Below are 18,205 nucleotides of genomic sequence, written 5' to 3'. Positions count from 1 at the left end.
CCCCTGCGGGAACGTGTCAGCGCTGGCCGCGGACGCCGAGCAGGACCTCGTCCCACGACGGCATGACCGGCTTGCCCTTCTTCGTCCGCCGCGATCCCGCGGTGGACGGGCGACGCGGCGCCGCGCTCTCGGTGTCCTGTGCCGGAGCGGGGTCCGTCTCCTGGTCCGAGCCGTCCGACGACGACGTGCCCGGTGCCCCGGTGGTGGCCGCGGCAGCCCCGGTGGGTGCGTCGGCCCCCTCGCCGGGGGCGTCGCCCGACGCGGTCGGGGAGGCCTCGCCGTGATCGGCGGAGGTGCTCGTGGAGCCCGCGGTGGTGCCCGCGGACGCCGCGGTGGTCGGCGCCGGGGTGGTCGACGCGGCGGTCCCGCCGTCCTGCACCGGGGCCGCCGTGGTCGAGCCCGGGGTCGTCGGGTTCGTGGTGGTCGGTGCGGCGGCGTCCGACGCGGAGGCGGCCGTGGCTGCGTCCGACGAGGTCGGCGCCGACGACGCGGCCGGGCTCGTCGCGTCGCCCCTGGACCCGGACCCGGAGTCGGTGGCGGACGTCTCCGCACCGGACGCGGTCGTGACGCCCGCGTCCGTGGCGGCCGGGGCCGGGACGGCCGAGGCCCCTGCGTCCGTGCCGGCCCCGTGGGGGCGGTGGAGCCGGTGCCTGCCGGCACGGGGGTGGCCGGGTCCGCCGCGGTGTCCGAGGCCGTCGACTCCCGGCCGGTCGGGCCCGCACCGACCGGTGCCGCGGCGGCCGGGGCCGAGCCCTTCGAGGAGACGCCGTTCGAGGAGGCATCGTTCGGCGGGGTACCGGTCGAGGCGGAGCCGCTCGGGGCTGCGCCGGTCGTACCCGTGCCGACCGCCGCGGCCGTGTCGGCGCCGGGAGCGTCCGCAGTGGCGGTCGAGGCAACCGTGCCGTCGGTGTTCGCGGAGTCGGCCTGCGAGGTGTCGGCCGCAGCGGAGGACCCGGCGTCCTCGACCTGCTCGGCGCGCCGGGGGACCACGGGCGCCGCGGCGGCCGGGGCCCGGGTGTCGTCCGGGCGGGCGCCCACGGTGCGACCGGGCGTCTCGACGCGGGTCCGGGGCGGCGGGGGCTCGCCCGGCGCTGCTCGGGCGCGATCCCGCGCCCGGCCCAGGCCTCGGGCTGCTGCCCACCGGCGGCCGCGACGGCGCGCGCCGGAGCGGCGGTCGTCGGGCCTGGGGGTGTGGTCCTCGTCGCGGGCCATGTCGACCACCGCGCCGAGCGGACGCAGCGGGCGTGCGGGCAGACCCTCGACGAGGTCGGAGGCGTGCTCGTCCAGCGCGACGACGGTGCCGCCGTGCGCGCCGGGCTGGAACGCCCAGTGCGCGGCGTTGTCCGAGCGGCCGGTCTGCCAGGTCAGGACGACGACCCACTTGCCGTCCTCGCCCTTCCAGGAGTCCCAGCCGGCTCCGCCGTAATCCTGTCCGCGCAGGCCGAAGGTGTGCGCGACGGTCTCGCCGAGCGTGCGCGAGTCGGGTCCGTCGGCGCGCTGCGGGTGGGCGCCCTGGGCCAGCTCGGCGGTCCGCGACCGTTCGAGCAGGACGGGATAGGCGAAGCGTTCGATCTTCTGGGTCGGGACGCCGGCCGCGGCTGCGACCTCGTCGACCGACGCGCCACCCCGGATTCGGGCCTGGATCTCCCGTGGGCGCAACTGGCTCTCCAACTCGATCGCGATCTGGCCGAGCCGGGTCACGTCACCCCGTGCCGCGGCCCGCAGCTGCTCGTCGGCCGGCACCGTGTAGCGCTCGCGACGCCCCGGGTCCTCGAGGACGACCGAGCCGTCCCCGGTCACCCCCACGACCCGCAACGCGCGCATCGACCTGACCTCCTGCTGTCGTCCCCGTCCGGGTGACGGTAGATGGCGAGGGGTCCGTGCCGGGTGAGGCGCGCCGGGCGAGTTCTGCCTGGTCGACAACACCTACTCGCCCGGGGGACCGCCGAGCCGTTCTCACTCACCGTGCGCAGCGTCGCACAGTTCGTGACTCACGAGGTAATTGGGGCGATTGATACGTGTGTGACTACAACGAGTTGCTATCGATCACGCAACGACGCCGCGCCGCGACACAACCCGGTGTGCGCGGTGCCGGAGCCACCCCGATGCGGAACGGGACGGCCGGGACGTATCCCCCCGGCGCGGTGTCACGACGGGGACGGCGGGGCCGTCGTGGCGGGTGGACGCGAGGCACCTGCGGGCGCGCTCCTGCCGCGGTGACCGGACCCGCCCGGCGATCCCCCGTCCGCGCGGCGATCCCCCGCCCGCGCGGTGATCCGCGGTCCGCGCGGTGATCGGCGGCCCGCGCGCGTCCGGACGCGCGCACACGACGGAGCTGCGCGCGCCATGTGGATCACCGGCCGACGCGCACGCGGGCGCCCGCTGTCCGCCGCGCGTCGCCCCGGGCGGCGCGGCCGTCCACCGCCGGCGTGGGTGATCCCCGCCCGCCCCGACCCCGGCCGGATCCGCCCGAGGCCGGGTTCGCGACGCCGGCACGGCGTCGGCGGCGTCGCGGGACGACATCGCCCGCAGGCCGGGGGCGCGTGGACTCCGAGGGCGCGACGGCGACGAGCAGAAGAGCGGCTGCGGGCGGCCGGGACCTGTCCGGGAGCGGCGCCCCGGTGGCGACGGTCGGGACGGTCGGGGTGTCGGCGGGCACCGCCGCCACGACGAGGGCCGCCGCCGGGTGGGCCGACCGCAGCCGGTCGACCCACCTCGGTGGACGGTCCTCGTTCACCCGGGAGGGATGCCCTCCCGGGGCACGGTCAGGAACCCAGCCGCTCCACGACCCAGTCGATGCACGCGGTCAGCGCCGAGACGTCCGACGGCTCCACGGCCGGGAACATCCCGATCCGCAGCTGGTTGCGGCCCAGCTTCCGGTACGGCTCGGTGTCCACGATCCCGTTCGCGCGCAGCGCCTTCGCCACCGCGGCGGCGTCGACGGCGTCGTCGAAGTCGATCGTGCCGACCACCAGGCTGCGGTGCGCCGGGTCGGTGACGAACGGCGTCGCGAAGCTGCTCTTGTCGGCCCAGGTGTAGAGCCGTTCGGAGGAGTCGCGGGTGCGTGCGACGCAGCCGTCGAGCCCGCCCAGCGCGTTCATCCAGCGGACCTGGTCCTCGAGCAGGAACAGGGTCGCCAGCGACGGCGTGTTGTAGGTCTGGTCCTTACCAGAGTTGTCGACGGCGGTGGCCAGCGACAGGAACGGCGGGATCCAGCGGTCCGACGCGGCCAGCTCGGCGACCCGCTCCAGGGCCTTCGGGCTCATGATCGCGAGGAACAGGCCGCCGTCGGAGGCGAAGCCCTTCTGCGGGGCGAAGTAGTAGACGTCGGACTGGGTGATGTCGACCGGCAGCCCGCCGGCGCCCGAGGTGGCGTCGATCAGCACGAGCTGGTCGTCGGTGGTGCCCGCGGGCCGGTTGACGGGCACCGCGACGCCGGTCGAGGTCTCGTTGTGCGCCCACGCGATGACGTCGACCGACGGGTCGCTCACCGGCTCCGGCGCGCTGCCCGGGTCGGCCTTGACGATCACCGGGTCGGCCAGGAACGGCGCGCCGGTGGTGGTGTCGGCGAACTTCTGGGAGAACTCGCCGTAGGTCAGGTGCAGCGAGCGCTCACGGACCAGGCCGAACGCGGCCGCGTCCCAGAAGGCGGTGGAGCCGCCGTTGCCGAGGACGACCTCGTAGCCGTCGGGCAGTGAGAACAGCTCGGCCAGCCCGGACCGCACCCGTCCGACGAGCTCCTTCACCGGCTTCTGCCGGTGCGAGGTGCCCATCAGGGAGTCGCCGGTCGCGGCGAGGGCGGACAGCTGCTCGGGGCGCACCTTGGACGGACCGCATCCGAAGCGGCCGTCCTGCGGAAGGAGATCGCCGGGGATCTTCAGATCGGCAGGGGAGGTCACCCCACCAGTGTCGCAGCCGGACCGGCGTGCCGTGCGACGAGTGCTGCGTGCCACCCGCCGGCGTCACCGGGTGACGGCGGGGGCGCGGTGCGAGCGCCGGTAGGCGAGCGGGGCCATCCCGATGTCGGCGTGCAGCCGCTGGCGCAGCGCGGCGGTGGTGCCGAAGCCGGAGCGGGCCGCGACCTGCTCGACGGGGAGGTCGGTGGTCTCCAGCAGGCGCCGCACGAGGTCGAGGCGGCGCGCGGACAGCCAGCGCCCCGGGCTGGTGCCGGTCTCGGCGCGGAAGCGGCGGGTGAAGGTCCGCACGCTCATGGACGCCCGTTCCGCCAGCTCCTCGACGGCGAGCGGCCGGTCGAGGTGCTGCAACGCCCACTCGCGCACGGCGCGGGTGTCGGGGCCACCGCCGGGGACGTGGGACTCCACGAACTGCGCCTGCCCGCCCTCCCGCCACGGCGCGACGACGTTGCGCCGGGCCGTCGCCGCGGCGGTCCCGGCGCCGTGGTCGCGGCGCACCAGATGCAGGCAGAGGTCGAGGCCCGCGGCGACGCCCGCCGAGGTGAGGACGTCGCCGTCGTCGACGAACAGCACGTCGGGGTCGAGCTCGACGTGCGGGTACAGCGCGCGGAAGTCGTCCACGTGCGCCCAGTGGGTGGTGGCGCGGCGGCCGTCGAGCACCCCGGCGGCGGCGAGGGTGAACGCGCCGGTGCAGATCGCGACCACCCGCGCGCCGCGGTCCACGGCCCGGCGCACCAGGCCGAGGACGGCCGAGCCCGGGTCGCCGGTGTTCGGGCCGCGCACGGCCGGCACGACCAGGGTGTCCGCGCGCTCCAGCGCCTCGATCCCGTGTTCGGGCAGCACCCGGTACCCGGCACTGGTGCGGACCGGGCCGCCGTCGACGGTGGCGACCCGCACGTCGTAGAGCGGGGTGCCGTCCGCCGTGGTCGTGGTGCCGAGGATCCGCTCGGGGATGCTCAGCTCGAAGGCGATCACCCCGTCGACGGCGAGCACTCCGACCCGGTGCATGGCCGAATTCTTGCACATGTCGTCCGAGCGGCCACTGTTGCGCATCGCAGCGCCACCGCACGATGGAGCCATGACGACAGCGCCCGCGACGGCGGACACGCAGCGGCGCCGGGTGCACCCGGCCTGGTGGGCGGCCGGAGCGACGTTCCTCGCCCTGCTCGGCGCGGCCGGGTTCCGCTCCACGCCGGGCGTGCTGGTGGAGCCGCTGCACGCCGAGTTCGGCTGGGGCATCGGGTCCATCTCCTTCGCGCTCGCGGTGAACCTCGCCCTGTTCGGGGTGACCGCGCCGTTCGCGGCGGCGCTGATGGAGCGCTTCGGCGTGCGCCGCGTGGTCGCGACCGCGCTGGTCATGGTGGCGGTCGGCGCGGGCACGACCGTGTTCATGACGGCGGTCTGGCAGCTGGTGCTGCTGTGGGGCGTCGTCGTCGGGCTGGGTACCGGGTCGATGGCGATGGCGCTGGTCGCGACCGTGGTGAACCGCTGGTTCGTCGCCCGTCGCGGCCTCGTCTCCGGCGTCCTCACCGCCGCCACCGCCACCGGGCAGCTGGTGTTCCTGCCGCTCGTCGCGGCCGTCGTCGAGTCGGGCGGGTGGCGGCCCGCGGCGCTGATCACCGCGGGCGCGGCCCTGGCCGTGGTGCCGGTCGTGCTGCTGTTCCTGAAGGACCGCCCCGCCGACGCCGGGGTCCTGCCCTACGGCGGCACCGAGGCCGACGTCGTCCCGCTGCAGCGCACGGGTGCCGCGCGGCTGGCGCTGCGGGCCCTGGCCGACGCCTCGCGCACCGGCACGTTCTGGCTGCTCGTCGGCGGGTTCTTCATCTGCGGCGCGACGACGGCCGGGCTGGTCCAGTCCCACTTCGTCCCCGCCGCGCACGACCACGGCATGCCCGCGACGACGGCGGCCTCCCTGCTCGCCCTGGTCGGCATCTTCAACCTGCTCGGGACGATCTTCTCCGGCTGGCTGACCGACCGCGTCGACCCGCGGCTCCTGCTGGGCGCCTACTACGCGCTGCGCGGGCTGTCGCTGTTCCTGCTCCCGCCGCTGTTCGGGACCGATCTGAACGCGAGCATGCTCGCGTTCGTCGTGTTCTACGGCCTGGACTGGGTCGCGACCGTCCCACCGACGATGGCGCTGGCCCGCGAGGCGTTCGGCGCCCGCTCGGCGGTGGTGTTCGGCTGGATCTTCGCCTCGCACCAGATCGGGGCGGCGTTCGCCGCACTCGTCGCGGGGCTGGTCCGCGACGCGCTGGGCAGCTACGACGCGGCCTGGTACGGCGGCGCCGTCCTCTGCGTCGTCGCGGCCGGGCTGTCGCTGGCGATCCGGCGCCGGCGGGTCCCCTCGCCGCTGCCCACCGGCTGATCACCGTCGGCTCACGATCGCCGGAGATCCCGCCCGGGGGCCCCGATGTCCGGTAGGGCAGAACCGGGCGGACAGAGGTCGACCGTGACCGAGAACCAACCCGGCAAGCTCGGGGGAGGGGTCCCGTACGACGCACGGGCGCGGGCCCGGTCAGCGGGCGACGACCGAGTCCCAGCCCTCGACCTCCTGCGGGCGGCGCGGGCCCGGGCCGATGTACTGCGCGCTCGGGCGCACGAGCTTGCCCTCGCGCTTCTGCTCCATCACGTGCGCCGACCAGCCCGCGGTCCGGGCCGAGGTGAACATCGCGGGCATCATGTGCGGCGGGACCTCGGCGAAGTCGAGGATCACCGCCGCCCAGAACTCGACGTTCGTCTCGATCGGACGGTCCGGGCGTCGCTCGCGCAGGATCGCCAGCGCCGTGCGCTCCAGCTCGGCGGCCACCTCGTAGCGCGGGGCGTTCAGCTCCTGGCAGGTGCGGCGCAGCACGCGGGCCCGCGGGTCCTCGGCCCGGTAGACCCGGTGCCCGAAGCCCATGAGCTTCTCCTTGCGGTCCAGCAGGCCCGTCACCAGCGCCTCGGCGTCGCCGGTGCGCTCGACCTCGTCGATCATCGGTAGCACCCGGGCCGGGGCGCCGCCGTGCAGCGGACCGGACATGGCGCCGATCGCGCCGGACAGCGACGCGGCGGCGTCGGCGCCGGTGGAGGCGATCACCCGGGCGGTGAAGGTGGAGGCGTTCATGCCGTGCTCGGCGGCGGACACCCAGTAGGCGTCGACGGCGGCGACGTGGCGCGGGTCGGGCTCGCCGCGCCAGCGGGTCATGAAGCGCTCGGTGATGGTCGAGCACTCGTCGATGCGCGACTGCGGCACCGCGGGCACACCGATGCCGCGGGCGGACTGCGCGACGTAGGACAGCGCCATCACCGAGGCGCGGGCCAGGTTGTCGCGGGCCTCGGTGTCGTCGATGTCGAGCAGCGGGCGGTAGCCCCAGTACGGGGCGAGCATGGCCAGCGCCGCCTGCACGTCGACCCGGACGTCTCCGGTGTGCACCGGGATCGGGAACGGCTCGGCGGGCGGCAGGCTCTGCCCGAACCGGCCGTCGACCAGCAGCGCCCAGACGTCGCCGAAGGTCACGGTGCCGGCGAGGTCCTCGAGGTCGACGCCGCGGTAGCGCAGCGACCCGCCGTCCTTGTCGGGCTCGGCGATCTCGGTCCGGAACGCGACGTGGCCCTCCAGCCCGGACGTGAAGCCGGGCGGCGGCGGGGGCACCTCGTGCGCGGTCGTCTGGGTCACCGGGTCTCCTTCGGCTCGGATCGTCGCCGTCACCCTGCTCCGAACGGGTCAGCAGGGCAACGCGACCGACCGGTGGCGTCGATCACGAACCGGACTCCCGTGCGTGAACACCGGTCGCGACCACTCCGATCGGCGGGTGCACACGCGGCGCCGGCGCGCTTACCGTGCGAGACGCACCCACCTGTCCGGAAGGGGAACCGATGACCGACGCGCCCGCCCTCGAGAGGATGCGGACGGACTACTCGAGCCGCCCGCTCGACGTCGACGACCTCGCTCCGACCTGGCACGAACAGCTCACCGCGTGGCTGGAGCAGGCCCGTGAGGCCGGGCTGACCGAGCCGAACGCGATGGTGCTGGCGACCTCGGACCCGGACGGGGTGCCGTCGTCGCGCACCGTCCTGTGCAAGGGCCTCGACGCCGGCGGGATCGTCTTCTACACGAACTACACCTCGGCCAAGAGCCACGACCTGAACCGCACGCGCGTCGCCTCGGTCACCTTCCCCTGGTACGACCTGGCGCGGCAGGTGCAGCTCTCCGGCCGGGTGGAGCGCTGCTCCGAGGCCCAGTCCGACGCCTACTGGGCGCTGCGCCCGCGCGGGTCGCAGCTGGGGGCGTGGGCGTCGGCGCAGTCGACGATCGTCGCCGGGCGGACCGTCCTCGACCAGGCGCTCGCCGGGGTCACCCGCCGCTTCGACGGCGTCGAGGAGATCCCGCGGCCCCCGCACTGGGGCGGCTGGCGGATCGTGCCGTGGCAGGTCGAGTTCTGGCAGGGCCGCGCCGACCGCATGCACGACCGGCTGCGTTTCGAGGCCGGCCGCGACGACGCCTGGTCGGTCCGCAGGCTCGCCCCCTAGGAGGGAACCCGGAGGCGCACCGTCGGGGGGCCCGTGTACACCTTGACGTCGTGAGCAGTCGCAACGATCCGGGGGACGGGCCGACCGAGCCCGTGCCCGGCGCGGAACGGGACTCCCCGACCCGGCCGGTCCCGTCCGCAACGGGCGACGGCCCGACCACCCGGACCCGCGCCGGTCGGGTCACCGGCCTGCTGCGGTCGACCTTCGCCGACACCACCCCGCTGCGCACGCCCGCGTACCGGCGGCTGTGGACCGCCGGGATCGTCACGGTGATCGGCGCCCAGCTGTCGGTCGTCGCCGTGCCGATCCAGGTCTTCCAGCTGACCGGGTCGTCGGCGTACGTGGGCCTGACCGGCCTGTTCGGGCTGGTCCCGCTCGTGGTGTTCGGGCTCTGGGGCGGCGCGATCGCCGACGCCGTCGACCGCCGGGTCATGCTGCTGTTCACGGGCTCCGGCATCGCGCTGAGCTCGCTGGCGCTGTGGGTGGTCTCGGCCAGCGGCGCCGGGAACGTGTGGGTCGTGCTGGTGCTGTTCGCGTTCCAGTCGGCGATGCTCGCGATGAACCAGCCCACCCGCAGCGCGGTCATCCCGCGGCTGCTGCCCGCCGAGCAGCTGCCCGCGGCGAACGCGCTGAACATGACCGTCGTGCAGGTCGGCGCGGTGCTCGGGCCGCTGCTGGCCGGGGTGCTGATCCCGTTCATCGGGTTGTCGACGCTCTACCTGATCGATGCGATCTTCCTGCTGGCGACGCTGTGGGCGACCTGGCGGCTGCCCGCGCTGCCCAGCTCCGCGCAACGGGTCGACGGCGCCCGCCCGAAGGTGGGGCTGCGCTCGGTCGTCGACGGCTTCCGCTACGTCGGGACGCAGCGCATCCTGCTCGTCTCGTTCCTGGTCGACGTGATCGCGATGGGTCTGGGCATGCCCCGGGTGCTGTTCCCGCAGATGGCGGTGGACACCTTCGGCGGGTCGGCCGACGGCGGCATCCAGCAGGGCCTGCTGTACGCCGCGATCCCGATCGGGATGGTCGCCGGCGGCGTGCTCTCGGGCTGGCTGCAGAAGGTGCAGCGCCAGGGCGTCGCGGTCGTCGTCGCGGTGTGTGTCTGGGGCGGCGGCGTGCTCGTGTTCGGGCTCACCGGGTCGCTGTTCCTCGCGGTGCTCGCGCTCGCCGTCGCCGGTGCCGGGGACCTGGTCAGCTCGGTCTACCGGTCGTCGATGCTGCAGACCGTCGCCACCGACGAGATGCGCGGCCGGATGCAGGGCGTGTTCATCGTCGTCGTCGCGGGCGGGCCCCGGCTCGCCGACATGTGGCACGGGTCGGTGGCCTCGCTCGTCGGGCCCGGCCCCACCGCGACGCTCGGCGGCCTCGCCGTGATCGTGGGCGTGCTGCTGTGCGTGTGGCGCTTCCCGGAGTTCCTCCGATATCGGGCACCCCGCGACGGAGGGTGAGAATCGTCGCCGCGTTCTGCGTAATCGCCCCGGCGGGCTAGCGTGTGCTCGAGACCCGATTGATCCCCGCTGTGAGAGGGAACCTCCACATGTCCGACGAGACCGCCGCCAAGTCCGACACCGCCGTACTCCGGTACTCGGGCGGCGAGTTCGAGACCGCGGTGCACACCCCGACGGAGGGGTCGCAGGCCGTCGACGTCAGCAAGCTGCTCGGCAAGACCGGCCTGGTCACCTTCGACCCGGGCTTCACCAGCACCGCTGCCTGCTCGTCCGCGATCACCTACATCGACGGTGACGCCGGCATCCTCCGCTACCGCGGCTACCCGATCGACCAGCTGGCCGGGAACTCCACGTTCCTCGAGGTCAGCTACCTGCTGATCTACGGCGAGCTGCCGAGCCAGCAGCAGCTCGACGCCTTCACCAACCGGATCAGCCGGCACACCCTGCTGCACGAGGACCTCAAGCGCTTCTTCGAGGGCTTCCCGCGGGACGCGCACCCGATGCCGGTGCTGTCGTCGGCGGTCAGCGCGCTGTCGACCTTCTACCAGGACTCGCTGGACCCGCACGACGAGGAGGCCGTCGAGCTCTCCACCGTGCGGCTCATGGCGAAGGTCTTCACGATCGCCGCCTACGCGTACAAGAAGTCCGTCGGGCAGCCGTTCCTGTACCCGGACAACTCCCTCGGCCTCGTCGAGAACTTCCTGCGGATGACCTTCGGGTTCCCTGCCGAGCCCTACGAGCTGGACCCGGACATGGTCCGCGCTCTCGACACGCTGCTGATCCTGCACGCCGATCACGAGCAGAACTGCTCCACGTCGACGGTGCGGCTGGTCGGCTCCAGCCAGGCGAACCTGTTCGCCTCCATCTCCGCCGGCGTCAACGCGCTGTTCGGCCCGCTGCACGGCGGCGCCAACCAGGCGGTCCTGGAGATGCTGACCCGCATCAAGGACGTCGAGGGCGGCAACGTCGACGACTTCGTGAACCGGGTCAAGAACAAGGAGCAGGGCGCGAAGCTGATGGGCTTCGGGCACCGGGTCTACAAGAACTACGACCCGCGCGCGAAGATCGTCAAGGAGCAGGCCGAGACGATCCTCAAGAAGCTCGGCGTCAACGACCCGTTGCTCGACATCGCCATGACGCTCGAGGAGAAGGCGCTGGCCGACGACTACTTCGTCGAGCGCAAGCTCTACCCGAACGTCGACTTCTACACCGGCGTCATCTACCGGGCGATGGGCTTCCCGGTGAAGATGTTCACCGTGCTCTTCGCGCTCGGCCGGCTTCCGGGCTGGATCGCGCACTGGCGCGAGATGATGAACGACCCGCAGAACAAGATCGGGCGTCCGCGCCAGCTCTACACCGGTTCCGCGGAGCGGTTGTACGTGCCCGTCGGGCAGCGCTGACCGCGTAGCCCTGTTGCTTCACCCCCCGAGCGGGCCGGTCCCACGACCGGCCCGCTCGGTCGTTCCGGGGAGCCGCCGCCCCGCCTCGCGCACTGCCGCCCCGGCGCCCCCAGGGGAACCCTCGTAGCGCTCTAAGCCACGAAAGTTCCCCTGGGGGCAATACCGGAGGGGCGCGGCGGCTCGGTGGGCGGCGCGGCCGTGGCGCCGCTAGCGTCGACCGGCATGGCGCCCAGCACTGCCGTCGTCTGGTTCCGGCGCGACCTCCGGGTCGCCGACCAGCCCACGTTCCTCGCCGCGGCCGACGCCGCCGACCGTGCGCTCGCGCTGTTCGTGCTGGACCCGGTACTGCTGAAGCCCTCGGGTGCCGCGCGGGCGAACTTCCTCTACGGCTGCCTGCGCGAGCTCGACGAGGCCCTCGGCGGGAAGCTGCTCGTGGTGAGGGGCGACCCGGCCGACGTCGTCCCGCGGGTCGCGCGGGCCGTCGGCGCGCAGACCGTGCACGTCGCCGCGGACTACGGCCCCTACGGCCGCGAACGGGACGAGAACGTCGAGAAGGCGTTGTCCGACGACGGCGTCGAACTCGTCCGCACCGGTTCGCCGTACGCCGTCGCGCCGGGCCGGGTGGAGAAGGGCGGCGGCGGGCCGTTCAAGGTGTTCACCCCGTTCAGCCGCGCGTGGGCCGACCACGGCTGGCGCCCCCCGGCCGGCACCGACGCGTCCACGTGCACCTGGATGGACCCCTCGGACAAGGACGGCGGTCCGCGCGCGGTGAAGGTCCCCGGCGACGAGCCGGTCGAGGCCGAGCTGCCCGAGCCGGGGGAGTCCGCCGGGCTGGCGCGCTGGCGCGACTTCCTCGACGAGGGCGTCCTGGACTACGAGTCCGACCGCGACCTGCCGGCGAAGAAGGGCACCTCGGGGATGTCGCCGTACCTCAAGTACGGCTGCGTGCACCCGCGCACGCTGCTCGCCGACCTCGCGCAGCACCGGGGCGACTCGGTCAAGGCCTACCGCACCGAGATCGCCTGGCGCGAGTTCTACGCCGACGTGCTCCACCGGCGCCCGGACTCGGCGCGCGAGAACTACGACAAGGGTTTCGACCACCTGCCGCTGCGCACCGGGAAGGCCGCCGACGCCGACTTCGAGCGCTGGTGCGAGGGCCGGACGGGCTTCCCGATCGTCGACGCCGGGATGCGCCAGCTGCGCGGTGAGGCGTGGATGCACAACCGGGTGCGGATGATCGTCGCCTCGTTCCTGGTCAAGGACCTGCACATCCCGTGGTGGCGGGGGGCGCGGCACTTCATGGCGCTGCTCGTCGACGGCGACCTGGCCTCCAACCAGCACGGCTGGCAGTGGACGGCCGGGTCGGGGACGGACGCGTCGCCGTACTTCCGGGTCTTCAACCCGATCACCCAGGGCGAGCGGTTCGACCCCGACGGCGATTACGTGCGCCGCTGGGTGCCCGAGCTCGCCGACGTCGAGGGGAAGGCCGTGCACCAGCCGTGGAAGCTGAAGGGCGGCATCCCGGAGGGGTACCCGGAGCCGATGGTCGACCACAAGGCCGAGCGGGAGGACGCGCTCGCCCGCTACGACCAGGTCAAGGCCGCCCGGTCCTGAGGGCGTCCCGCCAGCGGACCCGTGCCCCGGTGCGCAGCACCGAGTTGCGGTAGACGCGGGCCGACAGCACCACCATCCCGGCCAGCGCGAGCAGCGCCAGCACGAACGCGACGACCGGCTCCCACCACGCGGTGACCCCCAGCGCGGTGCGGGCCGGCATGAGCGTCTGCGACAGGTAGGGCACGAACGACAGCACCGTGGTGACGGGGTTGCGCGGGTCCACGGGCAGCACGGCGACGGCGAGCAGGAACGGCACGAGCAGCACGACGGCGATCGGCGCGGTCACCGACTGGAGCTCCTCCTGGCGGGACACGAGCGCCCCCGCCGCTGCGTAGAGCGTCGCGAACAGGAAGAACCCGACCAGGTACCAGGCCAGCGCCGACACCAGCGTCGGCAGCAGCAGCGCCGGGACGGCCAGCGCGCCCGTGCCCACCGCGACGGCCGCGCCCACCGCGCCGAGGATCAGCAGCTGCAGCAGCCCGACCAGACCGAGTCCGAGCACCTTCCCGGCGAGCAGCTGCCGGGCCGGGATCGTCGCGAGCAGCAGCTCCACCACGCGTCCGGACTTCTCCTCGACCACCCCCTGCGCGACCGCCGCGCCGTAGGCGGTGACCGAGAAGAACAGCAGGAACGTCACGACGAACGCGGTCCCCACCCGCTGGCCCAGCTCGGTGTCGACCGGTTCGAGGGTGCGCACGCCCACCCCGGACAGCGTGCTCACCCGCTCCGGGTCGGCCCCGGCGGCGAGCAGCGACTCGCGCACGGCCTGCTGCTCGACGACGTCGGCGACCAGCGACCGCAGCCCCGGGGCGACGTCGTCGAGGCCCACGAGCTGGTAGGTCCCCGGCGCCCCGGTGAGCATCGCGTCGGCCTCGCCGGTGCGGACCATCGACTCGGCGGTGGCCCGGTTCCCGGCCTCGGTCAGCCGCAGCGCGGTGCCCAGCCGGTCCGCGGTGCCCTGCAGCTCGCCGCGCAGCTCGCGGGCCGGCCCGTCGAGCACCAGCGACGACGACGAGCTCTGCGACCCGGCGAACACGATCACCGCGCCGTAGCCGCCGAACACCAGCAGCATCAGCAGGATCCCGACGACGAACGTCCGCGACCGCAGCTGGGTGGTGATCTCCCGCCGCGCGACGAGCAGCACCGTCCTCATCGGGCACCGTCGGTCGCCGGGACGGCGCGGTCGCGCACGGCGTCGCGGTACAGCTCGGTCAGCGGCGGCCGGTACGGACCGAACGCGTGCACCGGTCCGGCGGCCAGTGCCGCGGCGAGCAGCGCCTGGTCGTCGGTGCCCGGCGCCAGCTCGACGCGGGTGCGGTCGCCCTCGGTGCCGACGACCCGCACCCCGGCGACGGTGTCGGCCCAGCCGGGCGGCGGGCCCGTCACGTCGTAGCGGTCGGCGGCCCCGGCCCGCAGTCCGTCGACCGTCCCGACCGCGGCCATCCGGCCCGCCGAGATGATCCCGACCCGGTCGCACAGCCGCTCCACCAGCTCCAACTGGTGGGAGGAGAACACCACGGGCACCCCGGCCGCGGCGCGTTCGCGCAGCACCGCCCCCAGGGTGTCGACGGCCGCCGGGTCCAGCCCGGAGAACGGTTCGTCGAGGACCAGCAGGTCGGGGTCGTGCACCAGCGCGGCGCACAGCTGCACCCGCTGCTGGTTCCCCAGCGACAGCTTCTGCACCTCGTCGCCGCGGCGGTCGGCGAGCCCGACCCGGTCGGTCCAGGTCTTGGTGGCGGCGAGCGCGGCCGACCGGGACAGCCCGTGCAGCCGGGCCAGGTAGACGAGCTGCTCGGCGACCCGCATCCGTGGGTACAGACCGCGTTCCTCGGGCAGGTAGCCGATCCGGCGCCGTTGCGCGGGACCGAGCGGGCCGCCCTTCCAGGTGACCGCGCCGGCATCGGCGTCGAGGACGCCGAGCACGATCCGCATCGTCGTCGTCTTGCCCGCCCCGTTGCCGCCGACGAAGCCGAACACCTCGCCCGCGCCGACCGTGAAGCTCACCCCGTCCAGCGCGACGGCGGGGCCGAACCGCTTGGCCAGGCCGTCGATCGCCAGCACGGTCGCGACGCTACACGGGGCCGTCGCGAAGGGCCGGGGATCGATCTCCACCCGTGGGTGGCAGCCCCCCTTTTCGCTCTGTAAGCTCCGCACACCGCAAAGACGCTCACCATGTCGATCGCGTAACGAAATGCGGCTCCGCTTGCGGTCCGGCATTTCGACAGTGGGGGGATTATCGAATGTCATCGACTCCGGCAGACGCTGGTCAGCAGGGTGGTCAGGACGAAGTGGAGCCCTCCGTCCTGCGGAGGGCGGTCGCCGCGTCGGCGATCGGAAACGCCACGGAATGGTTCGACTACGGCATCTACGCCTACCTGACGGTCGAACTGACGAACGCGTTCTTCCCGGGTGAGCTGGGATATCTCGGGACCCTGCTCGGGTTCGCGATCTCGTTCGTCCTGCGGCCGCTCGGCGGCTTCGTGTGGGGCCCGCTCGGTGACCGCATCGGCAGGCAGAAGGTCCTGTCGATGACGATCATCCTGATGGGCGTCGCGACGTTCCTGATCGGCGTCATCCCGTCGTACGAGACGATCGGCTGGGCCGCCCCGGCGCTCCTGTTCCTGCTGCGGATCATCCAGGGCTTCTCCACCGGCGGTGAGTACGGCGGCGCCGCCACGTTCATGGCGGAGTACGCGCCGGACCGCAAGCGCGGCTTCTGGGGCAGCTTCCTGGAGTTCGGCACCCTGGCCGGCTTCACACTCGCGGTGCTGGTCGTCTTCGGCCTGGAGACCGCGATCGGCGAGCAGGCCATGCTCGACTACGGCTGGCGCATCCCGTTCATGATCGCCCTGCCGCTGGCCATGATCGGTCTCTACATCCGGACCAAGCTCGAGGACACCCCGGTGTTCCGGGACCTGGAGGCCGCCGGCGAGTCCGAGTCCGCCGCGACCGGAGCGCTCAAGGACCTCATCGTCCGCTACTGGCAGCCGATCCTGGCGCTGTTCGGACTGGTCATCGCGCTGAACGTCATCAACTACACGCTGCTGACCTACATGCCGACCTACCTGCAGACGACGCTGTCGATGGACTCGGCGAGCGCGGACACCGTCGCCGTGGTCGGCCAGGTCGTGATGATGCTGCTGATCCCGTTCGCCGGTGCGCTGTCGGACCGGATCGGCCGCAAACCGTGCTGGTGGATCTCACTGGTCGGCATCTTCGTGCTGGCGATCCCGATGTACATGCTGATGGCGGTGAGCGTGCCGCTGGCGATCCTCGGGTTCACCGTGCTCGGCCTGATCTACCTGCTGCAGCTCGGGACGATCTCCGCGACGTTCCCGGCGATGTTCCCGACCCACGTCCGGTTCGCCGGCATGGCGATCTCCTACAACGTGGCGACGGCGGCGTTCGGCGGCACCGCGCCGCTGATCAACGAGGCGGCCATCGAGGGCACGGGCGACGTCCTGTTCCCGGCCTACTACATGATGGGCGCCTGCGTGGTCGGCATGATCGCGCTCTACTTCGTCATCGAGACGAAGGGTGTGTCGATCGCCGGCCGGGACGTCCCGGGGCTCGCCGAGCACCGCGCGCGGCAGGCCGCGAAGACCGGCTCCTGACGCGTACCGCCCGACCGGGCCCGTCCCCACCGGGGGCGGGCCCGGTCCGCGTTCAGCGCGCCGCCCACCCCCGGGCCAGCGGCACGTGCCCGTCCCGCGCCGCCGCCCACACCCAGGCCCAGCAGACGGTGCCGTCCTCGACGACCACCCGGACCCGCGTGTACTCCGGCCCCTCGTAGGCGTCCAGGATCGCCAGCGCGGACACCGGGTCGGCCAGCTCGACGACCCAGCCGGGCACGCCGTCGCCGGTGTCGAGGGTGAGGGCCGGGTAGTCGTGCCCGGTGTCGGCGATCCCGCCGACCGGCAGCACCGCCGGCTGTGGCAGCGTCGCCGAGGCGTGCGCGCGCAGCAGCCCGAACGCGCGCTGACCCGGCATCAGCGAGCCGTAGACGAACACCCGGGACGGCCAGTGTTCCGGCACGGGCACCCCCTCGGCGGTGTCGGCGTCGAGCCCGTCCGGGCCGGACGTCCCGGCCTGCGCGGCGGCCCCGGCCTGGTCGAGGGCGGTGCAGGTCACCGGGGCGCCGTCGAGCACGAGCGGCCGGCGGTCGGTGCGGTCGTCCCCGGTCGGGGTCTGCGGTGCGACGTAGGCCCACGGCCGGTCCAGCACCCCGACGCCGTCGAGGAGGGTCACGCGCCCGGTCGCGACCCGGGCGAGCCGGTAGCGGGGCGGGTCGGCGTCTCGGCCCTCGACGGTGTCGAGCGCGGCGAACTGCTCCGGTGCGGCCAGCCACACGGTGTGCTCCTCCACCGCACCGTCGAGGGCGGCCAGGGTGGCCGGACGCTGGTCGTCGACGACGCGGCGACCGGCCGCCCACACCGCCGCCAGGCCCGCGGTGCGCACCCGCAGCACGACCACCGGCCCGCCCAGCCCGCGCGCGTCGCGCATCCAGGTGATCTTCGACGGGCAGGCGTTCGAGCCGTAGGCCAGCAGCGGCACCCGCCCGGCCAGCCGCGGTGCGCCCAGGCCGGTGAGCACGTCGTCGAGGCAGCGGCCGCCGGCCCGCCATCCCGAGGGCGCCGACGGGTCGGCCGTCAGCGGGTGGGTGCGGCCGTCGGTGTGCAGGAACGAGCACGGCGGCCGGGCGCCCGGGTAGGGGTCGGCGGGGAACGCCGAGTCCGGCCACGGTGCAGCGATGTCCGTTCCCGTCATGGGCACGGACCGTAGATCAACGACCGGGGCTCAGCGGTGCGCGCCCGGGTAGCGCCGTCGCAGCAGCGCCGCCGCCAGGGCGAACAGCGCCAGGACCGACAGCACGGACACCACGACGAGCACCGCCGTCGAGGTGCCGGCGGGCAGCAGCGTGAGGGGCCAGAGCACGGCGACCAGCACGATCAGCGCGGCGACGGCGCCGCGCAGCGGGGCCGGGACGCCGTCGGGGATCAGGAACAACCGTCGGAGCAGGGCCATGGTCCGACGGTAGGGGCCGTCCGGGGGCGTCGCAGTCCGTACGGGCCGTCACCCCTCGTGTCGGCGCCTGCCCTGCGTCGCCGCCCGGCGCAGCAGCGCCGCGGTCAGCAGCATCAGTCCCGGCACCGCGAGCGCGGACAGCACCACCCGCAGCCACGTCGGCGCCGTGTCCGGCAGCAGCATCGCGACGACGAACACCCCGGCCATCGAGCTGCTCAGCAGGATCATCACCAGCAGCGGGGGCGGCATGCCCTCCGGGAAGGAGAACGCGCGGACGATCCGGCTGCGGCGACCCACG

15 protein-coding genes and 1 pseudogene are annotated in these 18,205 nt (G+C 73.9%); 6 read left to right on the top strand and 10 right to left on the bottom strand.

Going from position 1 to position 18,205, the window contains the following annotated elements; genetic code table 11:
* Positions 1-16 precede the first annotated feature (16 nt).
* The 4 genes and pseudogenes from AC0GKK_RS12610 to AC0GKK_RS12595 form a co-directional block, all read right to left on the bottom strand.
* Positions 17-379 (bottom strand): hypothetical protein, encoded by a 363-nt coding sequence (locus AC0GKK_RS12610; protein ID WP_489883916.1) that lies wholly within the window; start codon positions 377-379, stop codon positions 17-19.
* 563 nt (positions 380-942) lie between these two features.
* Positions 943-1,824, bottom strand: a pseudogene (gene sepH / locus AC0GKK_RS12605) (septation protein SepH); the annotation flags it as partial.
* Positions 1,825-2,765: 941 nt separating this feature from the next.
* Entirely contained in the window at positions 2,766-3,899 is a 1,134-nt protein-coding gene (gene serC, locus AC0GKK_RS12600; protein ID WP_489883915.1) for a phosphoserine transaminase, read from the bottom strand.
* A 63-nt stretch (positions 3,900-3,962) separates the two neighbouring features.
* On the bottom strand, positions 3,963-4,922 hold the full coding sequence (locus AC0GKK_RS12595) for a GlxA family transcriptional regulator (protein WP_489883914.1): 960 nt from the start codon (positions 4,920-4,922) through the stop codon (positions 3,963-3,965).
* Positions 4,923-4,992: 70 nt separating this feature from the next.
* On the opposite strand from AC0GKK_RS12595, the gene AC0GKK_RS12590 reads away from it, so the two are divergent.
* On the top strand, positions 4,993-6,279 hold the full coding sequence (locus AC0GKK_RS12590) for an MFS transporter (protein WP_489883913.1): 1,287 nt from the start codon (positions 4,993-4,995) through the stop codon (positions 6,277-6,279).
* 150 nt (positions 6,280-6,429) lie between these two features.
* Here AC0GKK_RS12590 and AC0GKK_RS12585 read toward each other — a convergent pair whose 3' ends face one another.
* Entirely contained in the window at positions 6,430-7,569 is a 1,140-nt protein-coding gene (locus AC0GKK_RS12585) for a citrate synthase 2 (RefSeq protein ID WP_489883912.1), read from the bottom strand.
* Between the two features lie 200 nt (positions 7,570-7,769).
* Between AC0GKK_RS12585 and pdxH the strand changes: the two genes are divergently transcribed.
* From pdxH to AC0GKK_RS12565, 4 genes are all read left to right on the top strand, one after another.
* Complete coding sequence (pdxH, locus tag AC0GKK_RS12580; RefSeq protein WP_489883911.1) at positions 7,770-8,423, top strand: pyridoxamine 5'-phosphate oxidase; 654 nt, start codon at positions 7,770-7,772, stop codon at positions 8,421-8,423.
* A gap of 50 nt (positions 8,424-8,473) precedes the next feature.
* On the top strand, positions 8,474-9,868 hold the full coding sequence (locus tag AC0GKK_RS12575) for an MFS transporter (RefSeq protein WP_304580206.1): 1,395 nt from the start codon (positions 8,474-8,476) through the stop codon (positions 9,866-9,868).
* Positions 9,869-9,957: 89 nt separating this feature from the next.
* Complete coding sequence (locus AC0GKK_RS12570) at positions 9,958-11,268, top strand: citrate synthase (protein ID WP_100879456.1); 1,311 nt, start codon at positions 9,958-9,960, stop codon at positions 11,266-11,268.
* Between the two features lie 222 nt (positions 11,269-11,490).
* Complete coding sequence (locus tag AC0GKK_RS12565; RefSeq protein WP_489883910.1) at positions 11,491-12,882, top strand: cryptochrome/photolyase family protein; 1,392 nt, start codon at positions 11,491-11,493, stop codon at positions 12,880-12,882.
* On the opposite strand, the gene AC0GKK_RS12560 is transcribed toward AC0GKK_RS12565, so the two are convergent.
* Both AC0GKK_RS12560 and AC0GKK_RS12555 read right to left on the bottom strand, forming a co-directional pair.
* Complete coding sequence (locus tag AC0GKK_RS12560) at positions 12,863-14,035, bottom strand: ABC transporter permease (RefSeq protein WP_208824601.1); 1,173 nt, start codon at positions 14,033-14,035, stop codon at positions 12,863-12,865. The genes AC0GKK_RS12565 and AC0GKK_RS12560 overlap by 20 nt on opposite strands.
* Complete coding sequence (locus AC0GKK_RS12555; RefSeq protein WP_489883909.1) at positions 14,032-14,943, bottom strand: ABC transporter ATP-binding protein; 912 nt, start codon at positions 14,941-14,943, stop codon at positions 14,032-14,034. The genes AC0GKK_RS12560 and AC0GKK_RS12555 overlap by 4 nt, the downstream gene beginning before the upstream one ends.
* 227 nt (positions 14,944-15,170) lie before the next feature.
* On the opposite strand from AC0GKK_RS12555, the gene AC0GKK_RS12550 reads away from it, so the two are divergent.
* Positions 15,171-16,496: an MFS transporter gene (locus AC0GKK_RS12550; RefSeq protein WP_489883908.1), complete on the top strand. Its 1,326-nt coding sequence runs from the start codon at positions 15,171-15,173 to the stop codon at positions 16,494-16,496.
* A gap of 52 nt (positions 16,497-16,548) precedes the next feature.
* On the opposite strand, the gene AC0GKK_RS12545 is transcribed toward AC0GKK_RS12550, so the two are convergent.
* From AC0GKK_RS12545 to AC0GKK_RS12535, 3 genes are read right to left on the bottom strand one after another with little or no spacing between them, the layout of a single operon-like run.
* A complete protein-coding gene (locus AC0GKK_RS12545) occupies positions 16,549-17,649 on the bottom strand; it encodes a gamma-glutamylcyclotransferase family protein (protein WP_489883907.1) in 1,101 nt (366 codons plus the stop codon).
* Between the two features lie 30 nt (positions 17,650-17,679).
* Entirely contained in the window at positions 17,680-17,907 is a 228-nt protein-coding gene (locus AC0GKK_RS12540; protein WP_073577858.1) for a hypothetical protein, read from the bottom strand.
* 48 nt (positions 17,908-17,955) lie between these two features.
* On the bottom strand, positions 17,956-18,204 hold the full coding sequence (locus AC0GKK_RS12535; RefSeq protein WP_489883906.1) for a hypothetical protein: 249 nt from the start codon (positions 18,202-18,204) through the stop codon (positions 17,956-17,958).
* Position 18,205 lies beyond the last annotated feature (1 nt).

It is taken from the genome of Pseudonocardia sp. P-1 (genome assembly GCF_058111925.1).
The sequence above is the reverse complement of the archived record's forward strand: the minus strand, read 5'-3'. Positions and strand labels throughout refer to the sequence as shown.